This is a genomic window from Micromonospora sp. WMMA1363 (genome assembly GCF_030345795.1).
Classification (GTDB): domain Bacteria; phylum Actinomycetota; class Actinomycetes; order Mycobacteriales; family Micromonosporaceae; genus Micromonospora.
Genome location: NZ_JAUALB010000001.1, coordinates 2,115,673 through 2,134,805 on the forward strand (window position 1 = coordinate 2,115,673; position 19,133 = coordinate 2,134,805).

Below are 19,133 nucleotides of genomic sequence, written 5' to 3' on the forward strand. Positions count from 1 at the left end.
CCACGGCCGAACCGAACACACCGTCGCATCCTCGGTCGGCACCGTGTCGCCCACCTCACCGCCGCAAGACTCTCGCCGGGTACAGCGTTAAGGTCACCCGGACAGTCAGCCGGACCTGGGGGACCTCGTGGTGCACACCGCTTCGCCGACCGCGCCCGGGGCAACGCCGACGGACCTGCCGGAGGGCGCCCGCGGCGGCCTCGGGCTGCTGCTCCTGCTCGGGTCGCTGACCGCGATCGGGCCGCTGTCGCTGGACATGTACCTGCCCGCGTTCCCGGCCATGACCAACGACCTCGGCGCCAATCCGGCGCAGATCCAACTCTCCCTGACCACCTGCCTGGTCGGGCTGGCCCTCGGACAGTTCGTCACCGGCCCGCTCAGCGACCGGTGGGGCCGGCGCCGTCCGGTGCTGGTGGGCCTGCTGGCGTACGCCCTGCTGGCGCTGGTCAGCGCCGCGGCGCCGAATGCCCCCGCGCTGGCCGTGGCCCGCTTCGCGCAGGGCTTCGCCGGCGGCATGGCCGCCGTGGTGGCCCGGGCGATCGTCCGGGACCTGTACGCGGGCCGCGCGGCGGCCAAGTACTTCTCCCGTCTCACCCTGGTCTTCGGCCTCGCCCCGATCGCCGCGCCCGGCCTCGGCAGCCTGGTGCTGCGGGTCGGGTCCTGGCGAGTGGTGTTCGTCACCCTGGCCGCGTTCGCCGCGCTGCTGACCGTCGCGGTTGCGGCGCGCCTACCCGAGACGCTGCCCACCCACCGGCGCAATTCGGGCGGACTCGGTGGGATCGTTCGGGCGATGCGCCCGCTCGTCGCCGACCAGGTCTACCTCGGTTACACACTCACCCAGGGGCTCGCGTTCGCCGGGCTGTTCGCGTACATCTCCGGCTCGTCGTTCGTGTTCCAGGACGTGTTCGGCGTCTCGGCGGGCACGTTCAGCCTGCTGTTCGGCGTCAACGCGCTGGCATTCGTGGCGGTCGGGCAACTCAACGCGCGGCTGCTGGACCGGTTCGGACCACGCACCCTGCTGGTCGGCACGCTGGTGGTGAGCACGGCCGCCGCGGCGGGGGTGCTGACCGGGGCGCTGGCCGGCGGCCCGGCGGTCGTCGCGGCCGCGCTCGCCGTCTTCGTCGGCTCGCTCGGCATGGTGATGCCGAACGGCACCGCCCTCGCCCTGGACCGGCACCCGAGCCACGCCGGCACCGCCGCCGCGTTGATGGGTGCGCTGCAAGCGATGGTCGGATCACTCGCCGCACCCCTGGTCGGGCTGGGTGGCGAGGGCAGCGCCGTGCCGATGGCCACCGTGCTGGCCGCGTCGGCAGCGCTCTCGCTCACCGCCGTGCTCACTCTGGCCAGGCCGGGACGCACCACCGTCGGCACGCACTGAGGGATCGCCGCCGGCGCGCACCCCGGCCGGGCAGGCATCCGCCCGGGGTGCCACGCCTCCGGGCAACGGCGGCGTGGCTCAGCCGGCGAAGCGACGGACCACCTCCGCCCGGGTCGGCATCGCCGTGGCGCTCCCCGGCGACTCGCACACCAGACCGGCGACCCGCAACGCGAACGCCACCCGCTCGTGCCACCCGGCGGGCTCCACCGGCTCGCCGTCGGTGAGCAGATCCGCGACGAGCGCCGCCGTCACCGCGTCACCGGCCCCGGTGGCGTCCACCGCGTCGACCTTCGGTGCCGGCACGCGTACCGGATCGCCGCCGGCGACAGCGACCACCGCGCCGTCGGCACCGAGGGTGATCACGACGGCCCCGGCGCCGAGCTCGCGTAGATGCGCGGCGACCCCCTCGATCGGCTCGCCCCGGTACAGCTGACCGGCGTTGACACCGCTGAGCTTGACCAGATGGGCGCCGGCGGCGAACTCGGCCACCACCGCCCGCAGCGAGTTCGGCGCCGGTGCCCCGCCCAGCATCCGAGGCGGTACGTCGTGATCGAACACCCGCAGCCCGGTACTGGCCGACCAGGCCCGGCGGACAGCGGCCAGCGTCGCCGGGTGCAGCAGGAGGAGCGAGCCGCAGTAGAGGACGTCCGCGCCGGCGATCAGGTCGGCGTCCAGCTCGTCGGCGGCGAGCAGCGCGTACGAACGCGGCTCGCCGTAGCAGCGGAAGTCCGGCTCGGGAGCGGTGTGGGTCGACACCGCGAGCGCGGTCGGCGCCGACACGGTGACCGCGCCCGCCAAGCCGACACCGACCCGGGTGAGGAAATCCCTGATCCGGTTGGCCAACGCGTCGTCGCCCAGCGAGCCGACGAACTGCACCTCGCCGCCGAGCCGGGCCACGCCGACCGCCACGTTCAGCGGGCCACCGCCGATGGTCTGCCGGTAGACCGGCTCACCCGCGCATTCGGCGTCAAGAAGGTCGACCAGCGCCTCGCCGAGCACGACGGCGTATCCCATCCCGGTCCCCTTCCGCCGACCCTCCGCACGCCCACCGTAACCGTTTGGAGGGAAGGGCCCCCTGGGAACGCCCGCGGCCCCCACATCCGCCGCGTACGCCCGCGACGACGACCGTCGTGACCGCTCGCCGCAGCGCACCGGCCTCCCGGATCTACTTGGTGGCGGCCTCCGGGTCAACCGCGCGGGCACCGCCGGCGACGGTCGGCCGGACGCCGACCGCTGACCGCGCGGAGGACGTGGCGTCAAGGCGGAGGACGTGGCGTCAAGAAAGGCCCTGTGCCACGCACCAACCGCGTCGACAGGGCCTTCCCGACCGCTCTCAGCGGACCATGCTACCGACGACGGGCTTGGTGAGCAGGGCGGACTGGTTGCGCTGGATGCCCGGATCGAGGGTCTTGGCGACGAAGATCGCGTGCCAGATGCAGAAGATCAGCACCGTCCACACCTTGCGCGAGTGGTCGGCCTCCTCCCTCTTGTGCTCCTCGAGCAGTCGTAGCGCGTACGACAGGTCGAGCAGGTCACCCGCGCCGGAGGTGGCCAACACGTGCCGAGCCCACTCGTACATCTCGCCACGCAGCCAGACCCGGGTCGGCGTCGGGAAACCCAGCTTTCTGCGATTGACGATGGCCGGCGGCACGACCCCCTGCAACGCCTGACGCATCGCGTACTTGGTGGCGTCGGAACGCGGCGGTAGCTTCAGGTCCACCGGAACCTTCGCCGCCACGTCGAAGACCTCGCGGTCGAGGAAGGGCACCCGCACCTCCAGCGAGTGCGCCATCGAGATCCGGTCGGCCTTGACCAGGATGTCGCCGCGCAGCCACGTGTACAGATCGACGTACTGCATCCGGGTGACGTCGTCGAGCTCGGTGCACTCGGCGTAGATCGGGGCGGTGACGTCGGTGTAGCGGACCGAAGGGTCGTACCGGCGCAGCAGCTGCTGCTTCTCCTCCTCGGTGAACATCCGCGCGTTGCCGTAGTACCGCTCCTCGATCGGGGTGGTGCCGCGCTCCAGGAAGCTCTTGCCCTTGACCCCCTGGGGGATGGCCTTCGACACCGCCCGCAGGCCCTTCTGCATCCCGCCGGGCAGGTTGTTGACCGCGCTCAGCGACAACGGCTCGCGGTAGATGGTGTACCCGCCGAAGAACTCGTCGGCGCCCTCACCGGAGAGCACCACGGTGACGTGTTCGGCGGCCTTCTTCGCCACGAAGTACAGCGGCACCAGCGCCGGGTCGGCGACCGGGTCGTCCAGGTGCCAGACGATCTTCGGCAGCGCCTCGATCATGTCCTGCGGCCCGATCTTCGTCGGGATCGTGGTCACGTCGAGGTGGCGGGCCGACTCCTGGGCGACGTCGATCTCCGAGTACCCGGGGACGTCGTAGCCGACCGTGAAGGTCAGGATGTTCGGGTTGAACTCCCGGGCCAGCGCGACCACAGCGGTCGAGTCGATGCCGCTGGACAGGAAGGAGCCGACCGGCACGTCCGAGCGCATGTGCATCCGGACGCTCTCCCGCAGCGTCTCCCGGATCTCGTGGTAGAGCTTCTGCTCGTCGGAGACCGGGGCGGGCCGGAACACCGGCCGGAACCACCGGCGGACGTCGATACGCCCGCCCGGTGTCCAGGTGAGGTACTCGCCGGAGCCGATCCGACCGATCCCCCTGTGCAGGGTGCCGGGCTCGGGGACGTACTGCAGGGTCAGATAGTGGCTGAGGCTGGCCGGATCGACGCCGGCGTCGCCGGCGAACGCCGACTGCGCGAAGGGCAGCAGCGCCTTCTTCTCCGAAGCGAGGTAGAGACCGTCGGCGGTCTCCAGATAGTGCAGCGGCTTGATGCCGAAGTAGTCGCGGCCGCCGAACGCACGCCGCTCCTGACGGTCCCAGATGACGAACGCGAACATCCCGCGCAACCGGGTGAGCACCTGCTCGCCCCAGTAGTGGTAGCCGGCGACGATCACCTCGCCATCGCCCGCCGTGGCGAACTGCGCGCCGAAGTCGCGGGCCAGTTCCTCCCGCAGCTCGATGTAGTTGTAGATCTCCCCGTTGAAGGTCAGCAGGTAACGCCCGTTCGCGTAGGGCAGCGGCTCGTGGCTGGAGGCCACATCGATGATCGCCAACCGCTTGTGGGCGAACACCCCGTCCGCATACCGGCCGGACGCGTCGCCGACCACCTCGACCCCGGTCTCGTCCGGGCCGCGATGGTGCAGGCATTCCAACGCCCCGGCGATGTGGTCGCGGTGGGCGGCGGCGTCGCCGCGCGCACTGAAGAAGGCCAGGAGTCCGCACATGGCCGTCATCTTTCCACGCGCCCGTCGGGGCGTCGCGGCCGTGTGGTGAACGGGCCGGACCACCGGCAGACCCCGCCGGCACCGCCGCGCGGTACCGTCGGCACCAGCAACGACGCGAAGGGAGCGGCGCATGGCCGAGGAGCGCGCCGGCAGCAGGCCGGCGGACGGCACCGAGTCGCACGATCCGGACTTTCCGGAGGCGTTCTTGGCGTTCATGCGGCAGGGCTGGCAGGACACACCGTTGCCGATCGGCCCCCGCCCGGAGGTGCCGAACCACGCCAAGCGCCGGGCCGCGCTCTCGGCAGCCTTCCCCGGCGAGACCCTGGTGATCCCCAGCGGTGGTGAGAAGGTGCGGGCCAACGACACCGCCTACCGGTTCCGCCCGGGCAGCGACTTCGTGTACCTGACCGGCGATCACGACCCGGACAGCGTGCTGGTGCTACGCCCGAACGGGTCGAGCCACGACGCCATGCTGTACCTGCGGCCCCGTTCCTCCCGGCTGACCGACGAGTTCTTCCGCAGCCGCCACGGCGAGTTGTGGGTCGGCCGGCGGCACACCCTCAGCGAGAAGTCGACCGAGCTGGGCCTGCCCACCGCGGACCTGACCGAACTGGACGCGGTGCTGGCCGACCTCGCGCCGGCGCGCACCAGGGTGCTGCGCGGCTTCGACGCCCGGGTCGACACGGCGGTGCGCCCCTACGACGGGCCGCGCGAGGAGGGCCAGCCCGCCCGCGACCGAGAGCTGGCCATCGCCATCTCGGAGCTGAAGCTGGTCAAGGACGAGTGGGAGATCGCACAGCTCCAGGACGCGATCGACGCGACCGTGCGCGGCTTCGAGGACGTGGCCCGGGCGCTGCCGGCCGACCGGGGCGTCTCCGAGCGGCTGCTGGAGGGGATCTTCGCCCTGCGGGCTCGGCACGACGGCAACGACGTGGGCTACGGCTCCATCGTCGGCGCGGGCGAGCACGCCACGATCCTGCACTGGGTACACAACCACGGCACCACCCGCCCCGGTGAGCTGTTGCTGATGGACATGGGCGTGGAGAATCGCCACCTCTACACGGCCGACGTGACCCGGGTGCTACCGGTGGACGGCCGGTTCACCGCCCTCCAGCGCCAGGTCTACGACGTCGTGTACGCCGCGCAGCAGGCCGGCATCGAGTTCATCGCGCCCGGCGTGACGTTCAAGGATGTCCACCTCACCTGCATGCGGGTGCTCGCCGAGGGCCTGGCCGACCTGGGTCTGCTGCCGGTGAGCGTGGACGAGGCGATGGACGAGAAGTCGACCGTCTACCGGCGCTGGACCCTGCACGGCTTCGGCCACATGCTCGGTATTGACGTTCATGACTGTGCGAACGCCCGCAAGGAGACATACCGGGACGGCACCCTGGGCGAGGGTTACGTGCTCACCGTCGAGCCGGGCCTGTACTTCCAGCCCGAGGACGAGTTGGTCCCGACGGAGCTGCGCGGCACCGGAATCCGGATCGAGGACGACATCCTGGTCACCGCGACCGGCGCGGTGAACCTGTCCGCCGGGCTGCCTCGTACCGCCGAGGCCGTGGAACGTTGGCTGGCCGAGCAGCGCGAGGCCGGCCCCCGACTGCCGGGCTGACCGGAACCGGCCCAACGGGCCCCTTCACCCGCGCTGCGACCTGCCGTCTCGGTTCGGGCCAGGGGGCCCGTTTGCGCAGGCCAGGACGCCATTCGGACGTGGCCGACCCGGACCCGCTCACAGCTCCCGAGGTGGGCGGAATGCGGGCTTTTCTCAGATAAGGCCTCGACGCGAGGATCCTTCCCATACGGTGACCATCAGAGCCTGCAACCGGTTTACCGCTGGCCGCACCACCTTCGGATGCACCATCGTCCTTGAGCTGGAGAGGGCGGAGCGCTCAGATGATCAGCCAACCGGCAATTCCGCCCGATGGGCCGTGGGCACCCGCCAACAGCACGAACGGGTTGTGGATGGCCACCGGCATGGCCGGGTCGACCGGGCGGAGCGCGCCCAACCATCACCGTTGACCCCCTGCGGTCGCCCACGCGTGCTTTCCTCCGCCAGCCAGGCCCCCGACGTCCCCGCGAGCTTTCCTCCGCCGGGAGCACCGTGGGGGGTCCGTCAACTTTCCGTCCACCGACCGGGTCTCGGCACCGATCATGCCGAGCCGGGCGGGACATCCGCACTCCCGCTGTCCGCACCACCGTGTACCTAATGTGGGTTTTTCTCAGATACGCCCGCATAGTGAATAGGTTTCTCATACGGTGTTGTTCAGCCGCTACAACCGATTTGTGGCGGAGGCCGCCTCGCCACGGCGAAGCGACCTTGTCGGTACAAGGAGAGGGCAGAGAGTTCCGATGTCCAGCAACCTTCGCAGCAACGACGACCCGACCCGCGACAAGAACTCCCCGTTCCGCCGACGCCGGCTCTGGCTCGTCACGGGCGTCGCCGGCCTCACGGGTGCGGTCAGCCTCGCGGGCGTCGCCTACGCCACCACAGGCGTGACCGGTGCGCACCGGCTGGCCGACGTCAAGTGGTCGACCGCCCAGCTGGTTGACGGCAAGGACGACAAGGGCAAGGACGACAAGGACCACAAGGGCAAGGACGACAAGGACCACAAGGGCAAGGACGACAAGGACCACAAGGGCAAGGACGACAAGGACCACAAGGGCAAGGACTGGGACGACGACGGCCGGGTGCGGGAGGTGCCCTGCGACGACAACAAGTTGATCGAATCTCTCGACTGGGCCAACCGCCACGACGGCGGCACGCTGAAGTTGTCCAAGGACTGCACCTACGAGCTGGACGAGTTCGACAAGAAGTCGGAGACGGGCACGCCAACGATCAAGGAAAAGATCAAGATCGAGGGCAACGGCTCGACGATCAAGCGTGACTCGAAGCACGGCTTCCGGATCTTCCGGGTGGCCGACGGCGGTGACCTGAAGCTGAAGGACCTCGAAATCAAGAACGGCGCCGCCGGCGACGTCGAGCGGCGCAAGCACGACAAGGACGACGCGCGCGAGTCGTGGGGGTCCCACGGCGACTGGTCCAGGAGCGGCGACGGCGCTCCGGCCCCGGCGCCCGCCCTGCGGGCAGCCGCCCCGCTACCGGCCGCCCCACCAGCGCCCGCCCCGCTACCGGCCGCCCCGCTACCGGCCGCCCCGCTACCGGCCGCCGCACCAGCGGTCGCCGCACAGGCCGCCCCGCAGGTAGCCGCCCGACGGGCCGCCGCCCCGCAGGCCGCCGCCCCGCTGGACGCCGCCCGGGCCGCCGTCCAGCAGGCCGCCCCGCTAAGGGCCGCGGTTGGGGGGGTAGCCGCCCCGGCCGGGAACAACCAGGCGCCGGGCGGCAACGGCTGGCACGGCGACAACGGCGGCAACGGCTGGCACGGCGACAACGGCGGCAACGGCTGGCACGGCGACAACGGCGGCAACGGCTGGCACGGCGACGACGACGGGCACGGCTGGGACGGCAAGGACGACCGGGAGCACAAGGGCGACGGCGGTGGTCTGCTGGTCGAACGGGGCGGCAGCGCAACCCTCGTGAACACCACGTGGTTCCTCAACAGCGCCGAGAACAACGGCGGCGCGGTCGCCAACTTCGGCCGGCTCGACGTCGAGAGCAGCACGTTCGACAACAACCACGCCGGCAGCGACGGCGGCGCCATCTTCAATGCCGGTGTCCTCGATGTCTCGGGATCCCACGACGGCAAGGGCGGCGAATCCCGCATCACCAACAACACCGCCGGCAAGAACGGCGGCGGCGTGGCCAACGGCCACGGCGACAGGGACAAGAAGAAGGACGACTGGGACGACAAAAAGAACGACTGGGACAAGGAGTACGACTCGCGCGACAGCCGCCACGAGCGCCACGACAAGGGCAACCGGGCCGGCACCGTCGATATCGAGAAGACCACCATCGAGGGCAACGCCGCCAAGAAGAACGGCGGTGGCCTGTTCAGCAACGACGGCTTCGTCGAGGTCAGGTGGACCTACGTCAAGGACAACACCGCCGGCGAGCACGGCGGCGGCATCTACGCCGTCGACACCGTCCTGACGGTGAAGGACAGCCACATCAAGAAGAACAAGGCCCACAAGGACGGCGGCGGCATCTACAACGTCGACGGCTACAAGGGCGACAAGAAGGAGCGCGACGCCGCCTGGTCCAACGGTGGGTACGACCACGAGGACAAGCGCGCCACGGCCACCGTGTCCGACAGCGAGATCCTCGAGAACAGCGCCGGTCGCTTCGGTGGTGGCGTCTTCAACGGCGAGCCCATCGAAGAGCACAACGGCGAGCCGGCCGCGAGCAACTGGTCCAAGGACAAGAACAACGGCGACGACTTCGGAGCCTCCCTGGTCCTGCGGCACAGCAAGGTCAAGGAGAACTTCGCCGGCAAGAACGGCGGCGGCATCTACAACAACGAAGGCAAGGTCACCCTGACCAAGACGAAGGTCACGAAGAACAAGGCCGACAACGGCGACACACACAACATGATCGCCGGTGGTGTCTTCAACAACGATGGCAAGGTCAAGTTCGACGAGGACTCCACCATCACCGACAACGACCCCACCAACTGCGCCAAGACCGTCGACGAATGCTACAACTGAGCCCCTGCTAAGGGTTCTGGGAGACAGCCAGACGGAAAGGTCGGCCCCCTGCCATCTCCGGTGGCAGGGGGCCGCATCCTGTGCACCGACGCTGGACGAAGACGACCACGCTGCGGGCCATGGCGAAGGGCAGATCGGGCCGCGGCAGCGCGGAGACCGTGCCGCCCGGCGGGCCGCGGCGTCGCCGCGGCCCGGCCGGCATCGACGGTTGGAGCCGGCCCGAAGCTCAACACGGCGGGGTGTGCACCTCGATCTCCGTCCCCAGCCGCGCCCCACCGGCGAGGCCGAGGTCGTCGCCGCTCCAGAATCGGCCTGGGTCGTACCAGCTCGGACGCCGGCCGGACGGCAGCAAGCCCATGGCCTCGTAGGTGACCGCGACGACCTCCGCGCAGTACGCCGTCTCCAGTCGATGCTCCGACACGCCGTCGCCCGCCCCATCGGTCGAGAAGCCCACCCGGGCGGCCGGTCCCCGTCGGCCCGGGGCCGGCAGCCGCACCGCCGGCAGCCGCACCGCCGGGAGCCGGCCCCGCAGCCACCGCCACGCGAGTTGGGTGGTGGACGGGAAGGGGGTGCCGTCGAGGCGCGCGATCGTGCGCAGCACCGCCTTCTCCATCTCCGCGTCGGCCGGCGGGTCCAGCTGGCGCAGCCAGGCCCGCTGTCCGTACCGGTTGGCCCAGACGCGGACCGCGTCCCGCAGGTCGTGCAGTTGCACGCCGCGCTGGTGCGTGCCCGACCACAGGTCCGGCAGCGAACGGCCGAGTTCGGCATGCCACATCAGGGGCGGCAAATCGTCCAGGACCACGGCCATGCCGACGTGGTTCACCGGGCTGTTGGTGGTGAACCGGATGGCTCGGTCCGGCGCGCTTCGGCCGCGGAACACCCACACGTCGCCCGTGCGGGTCAGGGTCACGGCCTCGTCCAGGCTCAGACTCATGCCGGCGCTCCGCTCCACGCCGCGCCGGCAGGCGACACCCCGGGACCGTGCCGGCGATCAACCTGCCCACGCCCGCTCATAACCGCCTATCCTAGGCCGATGCGGCGACGGACACGATGGTGGAAGGTGCTCGGGCTGGCCGGCCTGGCCGGCGTGGCGGCATCCGGTGTGGTCATCGCCCGGGCGGAACGGCGGCGGCGGGCGTACACCCCGGACGAGATCCGCGCCCGGCTGCGTGACCGGCACGCGGAGGCCACGGCCACGGCCGCCGACCGGTTTTGAGTCGCACCGGGTTGCCGGGCCGGTCAGTTGGCCGACGCCAGGAACTCCAGCCGGTTGCCGTGCACGTCCCGCGTGTGGAAGCGGCGCATCCCGGGCAGCTGGTCGTCTCCCCAGGTCACCGGGTATCCGGCGACACTCAGCCGCCCGGCGAGGGCCTCCAGGTCGGGCCAGACCAGGGCCGGGTGCGCCTTGCGGGCCGGGAGGAAGTCGTCCTCGACGCCCAAGTGCAGTTCCACGCCGTACCCGACGAACCAGCACCCGCCGCGGGCGGCGAGCGCCGGCGGTTTCGGTCTCTCGGCGAGGCCGAGGATCCCGACGTAGAAGGCCCGGGACGCGTCCTCGGAGCCGCGCGGACAGGCCGGCTGCACATGATGGATCATGAACACCTCCTCGTTCCGAACGATGGCACGAGGTTGCACGGATAGCAAGACGGACGTACGGTTTTGTTCGACATCCGGCCGCGGGTAAGTGTCGCCTAAGCACGGCACAGCCCCAGCCGGTGCGACAGACTGCTCAGGACTACTCACAGTCGCTGGTGTGAAGGAGTACGACGTGGCGAGCCTCGACACCTTCGGTGCGAAGACCCAGCTACGCGTCAAGGACGCGAGCTACGAGATTTTCAAGATCAGCAAGGTGGAGGGCCACGCCCGGCTCCCCTACAGCCTGAAGATCCTGCTGGAGAACCTGCTCCGGAACGAGGACGGCGCGAACATCACCGCCGGCCACGTCCGGCAGCTCGGCGCGTGGGAGCCGACCGCCGACCCGAGCGTGGAGATCCAGTTCACCCCGGCGCGGGTGCTCATGCAGGACTTCACCGGTGTACCGTGCGTGGTCGACCTGGCCACCATGCGCGAGGCTGTCCGCGACCTCGGCGGCGACCCCACGAAGGTGAACCCACTCGCCCCGGCCGAGCTGGTCATCGACCACTCGGTCATCGCCGACCTGTTCGGCCGCGAGGACGCCTTCGCGCGTAACGTCGAGCTGGAGTACCAGCGCAACAAGGAGCGCTACCAGTTCCTGCGCTGGGGCCAGACCGCGTTCAACGAGTTCAAAGTCGTCCCGCCGGGCACCGGCATCGTGCACCAGGTCAACATCGAGTACCTGGCCCGTACGATCATGGAGCGCAACGGCCAGGCCTACCCGGACACCGTGGTGGGGACCGACTCACACACCACCATGGTCAACGGCCTGGGCGTGCTCGGCTGGGGCGTCGGCGGCATCGAGGCCGAGGCCGCGATGCTCGGCCAGCCGGTCAGCATGCTGATCCCCCGGTCGTCGGCTTCAAGCTCGCCGGCTCGATGCCGGCCGGCACCACCGCCACCGACCTGGTGCTCACCATCACCGAGATGCTGCGCGAGCACGGCGTGGTCGGCAAGTTCGTCGAGTTCTACGGTCCGGGCGTGAGCGCCGTGCCGCTGGCCAACCGGGCCACCATCGGCAACATGTCCCCGGAGTACGGCTCCACCGTCGCGATCTTCCCGATCGACGCCGAGACCGTCCGCTACCTGGAGCTGACCGGCCGCGACCCACAGCAGGTCGCACTCGTCGAGGCGTACGCGAAGGAACAGGGCCTCTGGCACGACCCAACTGCCGAGCCGGAGTACTCGGAACGCCTGGAGCTCGACCTGAGCACCATCGAGCCGTCGCTGGCCGGCCCGAAGCGCCCGCAGGACCGGGTGCCGCTGGGCAGCGCCAAGACACTGTTCCGCTCCGCGCTCACCGACTACGTGGCCGCTCACGAGACCGGCGGCGACCCCGGCCGTAAGCCGGGCGTTCCGCAGCAGGAGCAGCCGTTCGGCGTGATCGGGCACGCCGACGAGGCCAGCGCCGAGTCCTTCCCGGCCAGCGACTCCCCGGCGAACGGGGTCAGCGACCCGGCCGACGCCCCGCGCGACCTGGCGACCGCCGCGGTCGGGGCCGGCGGACGCGCCACCGCCCCGATCCGGGTGACCGGCGCCGACGGTACCGAGTTCGAGCTGGACCACGGCGCGGTGGTGATCGCGGCGATCACCTCGTGCACCAACACCTCCAACCCGCAGGTGATGATCGGCGCCGCGCTGCTGGCCCGCAACGCGGTCGACAAGGGCCTGTCCCGCAAGCCGTGGGTGAAGACCACCCTCGCGCCGGGCTCCAAGGTGGTCATGGACTACTACGAGCGGGCCGGTCTCACCCCGTACCTGGAGAAGCTCGGCTTCCACCTGGTCGGCTACGGCTGCACCACCTGCATCGGCAACTCGGGTCCGCTGCCGGAGGAGATCTCCGCCGCCGTCAACGAGAACGACCTCGCGGCCGTCTCGGTGCTCTCCGGCAACCGGAACTTCGAGGGCCGGATCAACCCGGACGTCAAGATGAACTACCTGGCGTCCCCGCCACTAGTGGTGGCCTACGCGCTCGCCGGCACCATGGACATCGACCTCGCCAACGAGCCGATCGGCGAGGACCGCCAGGGCAACCCGGTGTTCCTGCGCGACATCTGGCCGAGCACCGCCGAGATTCAGGACGTCATCGCCTCGGCCATCGGCGCCACGGGCTTCAGCTCGGCGTACGCCGACGTGTTCGCCGGCGACGAGCGGTGGCGGTCGCTGCCGACGCCGACCGGTGACACGTTCGCCTGGGACGGCGACTCCACCTACGTCCGCAAGCCCCCCTACTTCGAGGGCATGGAGCGCAAGCCACAGGCGGTGCGGGACATCTCCGGCGCCCGGGTGTTGGCCAAGCTGGGCGATTCGGTGACCACCGACCACATCTCGCCGGCCGGCTCGATCAAGGCGGACTCCCCCGCCGGCAGGTATCTCGCCGAGCACGGCGTCGCCCGGCACGAGTTCAACTCCTACGGTTCCCGGCGGGGTAACCACGAGGTGATGATCCGGGGCACCTTCGCCAACATCCGGCTGCGCAACCAGCTCGTCCCGGGGGTGGAGGGTGGCGTCACCGTCAACCACCTGACCGGTGAGCAGACCAGCATCTACGACGCCTCGATGGCGTACCAGGCGGCGGGTGTCCCGCTGGTCGTCCTGGCCGGCAAGGAGTACGGTTCCGGCTCGTCCCGGGACTGGGCGGCCAAGGGCACGATGCTGCTGGGCGTCAAGGCGGTCGTCGCCGAGTCGTACGAGCGGATCCACCGCTCGAACCTGATCGGCATGGGCGTCCTGCCACTGCAGTTCCCGGCCGGCGAGACCGCCGAGTCGCTGGGCCTCACCGGCACCGAGACCTTCTCAATCGCCGGGGTGACCGCGCTGAACGACGGCGAGACCCCGCGGACCGTCAAGGTCACCACCGACTCCGGTGTCGAGTTCGACGCGGTGGTCCGCATCGACACGCCGGGGGAGGCCGACTACTACCGGCACGGCGGCATCCTGCAGTACGTGCTGCGGCGGATGATTGCCAGCTGAGGTACCACCCCGTGGGGCCCCTTCCCGTTGCCGGGAAGGGGCCCCACGCGTCAGCTTGGCCGCACGCGGTAGCCCGGCACACCCGCCGGCCCACCGACCTGGCTCGGCCACGCCGGCGCCCGTCGCAGGTGAACCCGGGCGCTTCCGCGCGCCCTGTGCCAGGCTCGTGGTCATGGACGACACGAGCATCCTGAGGCGGATCTCCGAGCTGGTCGACGAGGAGCGCCGGCTCCGCGCCGACGCCCAGACCAACGAGGTGGGCACCAACGAGGAGGCCCGCGACCGCCTGCGCGAGCTGGAAGAGTCCCTGGACCAGTGCTGGGACCTGCTGCGCCGCCGGCGCGCCGCGCGGGCGACGCACGGCGACCCCGACGCGCAGGGCGCACGCCCGACACCGGAGGTCGAGCGCTACCTGCAGTGAGCGGCCGGCAGCTCAGCGGCCGACGCCGCCCTCGTGGGCGGCGCCGGCGCGCGGTTCCGGACGGCCCGTCAGTCAACACCCGTCGCGGTCAGCACAGGCCCGCCTCCCGCAGCAGCAGCTCGGTCAGGGCCGTCGGATCGGCCTGCGCCGCCGGCAGCCCGCGCGCGACGAACCAGGTGGCGACCACCCGTACGTCCCGGGCCAGGAACTCCGGCCCCTGCGGGTTGGCGACCAGGTCGACGATCTGGGGCAGGTCGATGAGCACCAGCCGCCCCGCGTGCACCAGCAGGTTGTACGGCGAGAGGTCACCGTGCGTCTGCCCGGCTCGGGCAAGTACGAGCAGCGCATCGATGAGCTGCTCCCACAGGTCGAGCAGCTCGCCGCGCTCCGGCCGGAGCTGGGCCAGCCGCGGCGCGGCGCGGCCGTCCTCGGCGTCGCCGAGGAACTCCAGCATGAGTTCGGTGCCGCGCAGCTGCACCGGATACGGCACCGCGATCGTGCCGTACCGGGCGCCGATCTCCCAGAGCCGGCTCAGCGCGGCGAACTCGGCCGCCGCCCACTGCCCGGCGATCATCTGGCGGCCGAACGCGGTCCGCCCGGCCATCGCCCGCATCTCCCGGGACCGGCGCACGCGGCGTCCCTCCAGATAGCCGGCGTCCCGGTGGAACAGCCGGTGGTCGGCGTCCCGATACCGCTTGGCCGCGAGCAGGCAGGACCGGTCGGTACCGGGCACCGCCCGCCGGACCAGGTGAACGTCGGCCTCCTTGCCGGTCTTGAGCACCCCCAGCTCGGTGTCCTTGGCGGCCAGCTCGGTGACCAGCCAGTCCGGGTGCGGCTCGGGGCCGTGGACGGCGTCGTCCCAGGAGGACCAGTGCTCTCCCGTTTCCAGGTCTGGCTCGGCGTCGGGGTCGGCGAGCAGCGGCTCGGTGGACCGGCCGCGCTTCAGGAGGAGTGGTTCGTCGTCGTCGAAGCGGCGCCTGCCGCGGCTGCGGCGCTCGGGCGCCGGAAAATCGTGATCGCGCACTGCGGTGAAGATCCCTTGGTCGAGGTTACTGAAGGCGGCTGGAAGCGACCTGCGAGGACAGCCATGACGCGACCCCTCTCCTCGACCGGGCGTCCGCCCGGGTGCACGATGCGGGACCATGGTCTCCGGGGGCGCCCAGCGGCGCAACCGCATTAGCCCGAGGGGCCGGCTCGAGGCCCCGGCCGGGCCACCGCGGGTCAGGCGCCGAGGACGGTGGCGACGGCGGCGATCAGGCCGTCGACGGTGTAGGTGGGGGTGAACCGGGGGTCCGCCCAGGGCCGTCCCCGGTGCAGCCACACGCTCGGCAGGCCGATCGCCGCCGCACCACCGATGTCCGCCTCCGGGCCGTCGCCGACCACCCAGGCTCCGGACAGGGGCATCCGGACCCGCTGGGCGGCCAGCGCGAAGATCCGTGGGTTCGGCTTGCTCACGCCGGCCTCTTCGGAGATGACCCAGTCAGCGATGTACCGGTCCAGCCCGGTTCGCCGGATCTTGGCGTCCTGCTGCCGTACCGCACCGTTGGTCACCACCACCGGCAGCCAGCCGGCGTCGTCGGCGATCCGCAGCGCGCACGCCACGAGCGGATCCAGGCGGGTGTACGCCACCATCACGTCGTGCAGTTCGTCGACCAGCTCGATGGAGGGGGTCCGCAGCACATACCGGTCGCGGATCGCGTCGGCCACGTCCCACCGGTCGGTGAGCCCGTCGGCGTCGATGGCGAGCAGCCAGTCGATGTCGGTGGCCGGCGCGCCGATGTTGGCCAGGAAGCGCTCACCCCAGGCGCGGAACGGACCCTCCCTGTCGAGCAGGGTGTTGTCCAGATCGAGCAGGAGCAGCGGCACTTGGGAACCCTACGGGACCGGCGTCTCCGCCGACAGGGCCTGACGGCCCGTCACTGACCACCAGTCGGCAACGAGCGGGTGAGTCCCTGGTCGGCGAGTTGGTCGAGCAGCGTGGAGCGTACCGGCCACGGCACGGACCGGCTCGGACCGCACCACAGCGTCGGCCGACGGTGCGGTGGGGACGCGGGCACGGTGCGCCCTTCGCCGAGGCGGCCCCAGGCGCGAATCCTGTCTGGAGGACCGACGGTGAGCAGCCAAGCCGTACGTACGGTTTGCGAGACGGCGGGGTGACCTGACACGATCGTCCTGTGCCCAGAGTAAGCCAGGACCAGCTCGACGCGCGCCGGCAGGAGATCCTCGCCGCCGCGCGGGCCTGTTTCGCCCGGCACGGGTACGAGGGCGCGACCGTGCGCCGGCTCGAGGAGGCGACCGGGCTCTCCCGGGGCGCGATCTTCCACCACTTCCGTGACAAGGACTCGCTCTTCCTCGCCGTCGCCGAGGACGACGCGGCGACGATGGTCGAGACAGTCGCCCGCAACGGCCTGGTCCAGGTGATGCGTGACCTGCTGGCCCGCGCGGTCTCCCCGGACACGACCGGCTGGCTGGGCAGTCAGCTGGAGGTCTCGCGCCGGCTGCGGACCGACCCCGCCTTCGCCAAGCGGTGGGCACAGCGGTCGGCGGCGATCGCGGAGGCGACCCGCGACCGTCTCCTGCGGCAGCGGGAGGCGGGCGTCCTGCGCGACGATATCCCGATCGCCGTGCTGGCCCAGTTCCTCGAGCTGGCGTACGACGGACTGGTCCTGCATCTGGCGATGGGCCGGCCGGCTGGCGACCTGGGGCCGGTGCTCGACCTCGTCGAGGAGGCGGTCCGCCGCCGCTGACCCGCCGAGCTGGACGCCCTCGCCGCCGTGTCGGGCTTCCCGGCGGTCACGTGAGCGCCGACGCCCTCGCCGCCCGGCAGGCCGCATTGGTCGCCGCGCTGGTCGCCGGCGCCCCGACGCCCGCAGGCCTCGCTCCGGAGCCGCTGGCCGCGGCGCGTACCGCGCTGCTGCGCAAGCGGGCCGGCGAGGTGGCCCGGCACTGGCCGCTGCTCGCCGCTGGCCTCGGCCCCGACTGGCCGGAGGCCTTTTCACGCTGGGCCGCGGGCCGCCCCACCGTGGGCTCGCTGCGCGACGGCCGGGACCTCGCCCGCGACCTTCGTGCCGCGGGCGTCCTGGCACCGCTGGGCGCGCAGGAGTTGGCCGTCCGCGAGGCGGTCCACCGCTACGACGGGCGGGGCGCGCCCCGCCCGCGCCGGCTGCCGGCCTGGGGGCGCGCGGGCAGCGCCATCGCGGTCCAGGTCGCCGGTCGGGCACGTCTGCTGCGCCCCGCCCGCTGATCACCCACTCGCTGATCACCCACCCGCACCGTGCGGCCCGTCTCAGCGATGCAGGGTCGGAGGGCCGACCGACCCACAGCGGCGCAGACCCGAACGCGAACGCGGTGGCCGCCGGTCGGATCCCGTCGGTGGGTCTCGACCGCCGCAGCCGGGCAGCCGGGCAGCCGGGCAGCCGGGCAGCCGGGCAGCCGGGCAGCCGGGCAGCCGGGCAGCCGGGCAGCCGGGAACGATCCTGCCGCACCGGTGCGGCAGGATCGACCTCATGGATCTCGGACTGAGCGATCGCGTGTACGTACTGACGGGCGCCTCCCGGGGGCTCGGCTACGCCACCGCCGAGGCGCTCGTCGCCGACGGCGCCCGGGTGGTCCTCGCCGCCCGGGACGCGGGTGCGGTCGAGGCCGCCGCCCGGCGCCTCGGCGGCCCGGCGCACGCGGTGGCAGTGGCCGCCGATCTCACCAACCCGGAAGCACCGCAACGTCTGGTGGCGACAGCCCACAGCACCTACGGCCGGCTCGACGGCGCGCTGGTCTCGGTGGGCGGTCCACCGCTGGGCAGCGCGGCCTCGGTGACCGACGAGCAGTGGCGCCGCTCCTTCGAGACGGTCTTCCTCGGCACCGTCCGGACGGTGCGCACCGTCGCCGCCGCGTTGACCACCGGCGGAGCGATCGGGCTGGTCCTGTCCACCTCCGCGCGGAGCCCGCTGACCGGACTGGGAATCTCCAACGGCCTGCGGCCCGGCCTGGCCGGCGTGGCCAAGGACGTCGCGGACGAGTACGGCCCCCGCGGCGTCCGCGTGGTGGGACTGCTGCCGGGGCGGATCCTGACCGACCGGAACGTGTCGCTCCTCGCCGCGAGCGGCGACCCGAACCGGGCCCGGGCCGAGGCGGAGGCACTGATCCCGCTGCGCCGGCTCGGCGACCCGGCCGAGTTCGGCCGGGTCGCCGCATTCGTGCTCTCCCCTGCCGCCAGCTACCTGACCGGGATCACACTGCCGGTCGACGGCGGCGCGCTGCGGGGGCTGTGATGGTCACACTGGGCCGGCCGACGCGGGCCGAACTAGCGGCAGCGACCGGCCGTCTCCTCCCGGACGTCATCGCACCCGGGCTGGACGTGCTGTTTGTCGGCATCAACCCCGGCCTGTGGTCGGCCGCCACCGGATGGCACTTCGCCCGTCCGGGGAACCGGTTCTGGCCAGCCCTGCATCGGGGCGGTTTCACGCGCCGGTTGCTGCACCCCAGCGAGCAGGATGAGCTACCCGGACACGGGCTCGGCATCACCAACCTGGTGGCGCGCGCCAACGCCCGGGCCGACGAGCTGGCCCCGGCGGAACTCGTCTCCGGCGCGGAGATCCTCACCTGCAAGGTGGCGCGCTACCGGCCGCGGTGGGTGGCAGTGGTCGGGGTGACCGCGTACCGGATCGGGTTCGCCCGGTCGAAGGCGGGCTTCGGCCCGCAGGCGGAACCGCTGGCCGGCGCCCGGCTCTGGGTGCTACCCAACCCCAGCGGGCTGAACGCGCACTTCACCCCCGAATCGCTCGGCGCCGCCTTCGGCGAGCTGCGAACCGCCGTTGCGGCCGGCTGAGCGG

General features: G+C 71.7%; 15 protein-coding genes and 1 pseudogene. 10 read left to right on the forward strand and 6 right to left on the reverse strand.

The window, feature by feature from the left end; all coding sequences use genetic code 11:
* Positions 1-127: 127 nt before the first annotated feature.
* On the forward strand, positions 128-1,378 hold the full coding sequence (locus tag QTQ03_RS09640; RefSeq protein ID WP_289277684.1) for a multidrug effflux MFS transporter: 1,251 nt from the start codon (positions 128-130) through the stop codon (positions 1,376-1,378).
* Positions 1,379-1,456: 78 nt separating this feature from the next.
* Here QTQ03_RS09640 and QTQ03_RS09645 read toward each other — a convergent pair whose 3' ends face one another.
* Both QTQ03_RS09645 and asnB read right to left on the reverse strand, forming a co-directional pair.
* Positions 1,457-2,392 (reverse strand): PfkB family carbohydrate kinase, encoded by a 936-nt coding sequence (locus QTQ03_RS09645; protein ID WP_289277685.1) that lies wholly within the window; start codon positions 2,390-2,392, stop codon positions 1,457-1,459.
* A 319-nt stretch (positions 2,393-2,711) separates the two neighbouring features.
* Complete coding sequence (gene asnB / locus QTQ03_RS09650; protein ID WP_289277686.1) at positions 2,712-4,673, reverse strand: asparagine synthase (glutamine-hydrolyzing); 1,962 nt, start codon at positions 4,671-4,673, stop codon at positions 2,712-2,714.
* A gap of 130 nt (positions 4,674-4,803) precedes the next feature.
* On the opposite strand from asnB, the gene QTQ03_RS09655 reads away from it, so the two are divergent.
* Together QTQ03_RS09655 and QTQ03_RS09660 are read left to right on the forward strand one after the other, a co-directional pair.
* A complete protein-coding gene (locus QTQ03_RS09655; protein ID WP_289277687.1) occupies positions 4,804-6,285 on the forward strand; it encodes an aminopeptidase P family protein in 1,482 nt (493 codons plus the stop codon).
* Between the two features lie 737 nt (positions 6,286-7,022).
* Positions 7,023-9,275, forward strand: a complete 2,253-nt coding sequence (locus tag QTQ03_RS09660; RefSeq protein ID WP_289277688.1) for a hypothetical protein — start codon at positions 7,023-7,025, stop codon at positions 9,273-9,275.
* Positions 9,276-9,501: 226 nt separating this feature from the next.
* On the opposite strand, the gene QTQ03_RS09665 is transcribed toward QTQ03_RS09660, so the two are convergent.
* On the reverse strand, positions 9,502-10,209 hold the full coding sequence (locus QTQ03_RS09665; RefSeq protein ID WP_289277689.1) for a hypothetical protein: 708 nt from the start codon (positions 10,207-10,209) through the stop codon (positions 9,502-9,504).
* Between the two features lie 99 nt (positions 10,210-10,308).
* Here QTQ03_RS09665 and QTQ03_RS09670 point away from each other — a divergent pair, with 99 nt between their 5' ends.
* Positions 10,309-10,491 carry a hypothetical protein gene (locus QTQ03_RS09670; RefSeq protein ID WP_289277690.1) on the forward strand — a complete coding sequence of 61 codons (183 nt, stop codon included), beginning with the start codon at positions 10,309-10,311 and terminating at the stop codon, positions 10,489-10,491.
* A gap of 23 nt (positions 10,492-10,514) precedes the next feature.
* Here QTQ03_RS09670 and QTQ03_RS09675 read toward each other — a convergent pair whose 3' ends face one another.
* Positions 10,515-10,871, reverse strand: coding sequence for a VOC family protein (locus QTQ03_RS09675; protein WP_289277691.1), 357 nt, complete (start codon positions 10,869-10,871; stop codon positions 10,515-10,517).
* A 157-nt stretch (positions 10,872-11,028) separates the two neighbouring features.
* Between QTQ03_RS09675 and QTQ03_RS09680 the strand changes: the two are divergent.
* Positions 11,029-13,883 (forward strand): annotated as a pseudogene (locus QTQ03_RS09680) (aconitate hydratase).
* Positions 13,884-14,055: 172 nt separating this feature from the next.
* Positions 14,056-14,304 carry a DUF2630 family protein gene (locus QTQ03_RS09685; RefSeq protein WP_289277692.1) on the forward strand — a complete coding sequence of 83 codons (249 nt, stop codon included), beginning with the start codon at positions 14,056-14,058 and terminating at the stop codon, positions 14,302-14,304.
* 88 nt (positions 14,305-14,392) lie between these two features.
* On the opposite strand, the gene QTQ03_RS09690 is transcribed toward QTQ03_RS09685, so the two are convergent.
* Entirely contained in the window at positions 14,393-15,328 is a 936-nt protein-coding gene (locus QTQ03_RS09690) for a serine protein kinase RIO (protein ID WP_289277693.1), read from the reverse strand.
* Positions 15,329-15,525: 197 nt separating this feature from the next.
* The gene (locus QTQ03_RS09695; protein WP_289277694.1) at positions 15,526-16,170 is read right to left on the reverse strand and encodes an HAD family hydrolase; all 645 of its coding nucleotides are present in this window, start codon (positions 16,168-16,170) and stop codon (positions 15,526-15,528) included.
* A gap of 308 nt (positions 16,171-16,478) precedes the next feature.
* Between QTQ03_RS09695 and QTQ03_RS09700 the strand changes: the two genes are divergently transcribed.
* From QTQ03_RS09700 to mug, 4 genes are all read left to right on the forward strand, one after another.
* Positions 16,479-17,051 carry a TetR/AcrR family transcriptional regulator gene (locus QTQ03_RS09700; protein ID WP_289277695.1) on the forward strand — a complete coding sequence of 191 codons (573 nt, stop codon included), beginning with the start codon at positions 16,479-16,481 and terminating at the stop codon, positions 17,049-17,051.
* A gap of 50 nt (positions 17,052-17,101) precedes the next feature.
* Positions 17,102-17,548: an SCO6045 C-terminal-like domain-containing protein gene (locus QTQ03_RS09705; RefSeq protein WP_289277696.1), complete on the forward strand. Its 447-nt coding sequence runs from the start codon at positions 17,102-17,104 to the stop codon at positions 17,546-17,548.
* A gap of 262 nt (positions 17,549-17,810) precedes the next feature.
* Complete coding sequence (locus QTQ03_RS09710; protein WP_289277697.1) at positions 17,811-18,572, forward strand: SDR family oxidoreductase; 762 nt, start codon at positions 17,811-17,813, stop codon at positions 18,570-18,572.
* The gene (mug, locus tag QTQ03_RS09715) at positions 18,572-19,129 is read left to right on the forward strand and encodes a G/U mismatch-specific DNA glycosylase (RefSeq protein WP_289277698.1); all 558 of its coding nucleotides are present in this window, start codon (positions 18,572-18,574) and stop codon (positions 19,127-19,129) included. The genes QTQ03_RS09710 and mug overlap by 1 nt, the downstream gene beginning before the upstream one ends.
* Positions 19,130-19,133 lie beyond the last annotated feature (4 nt).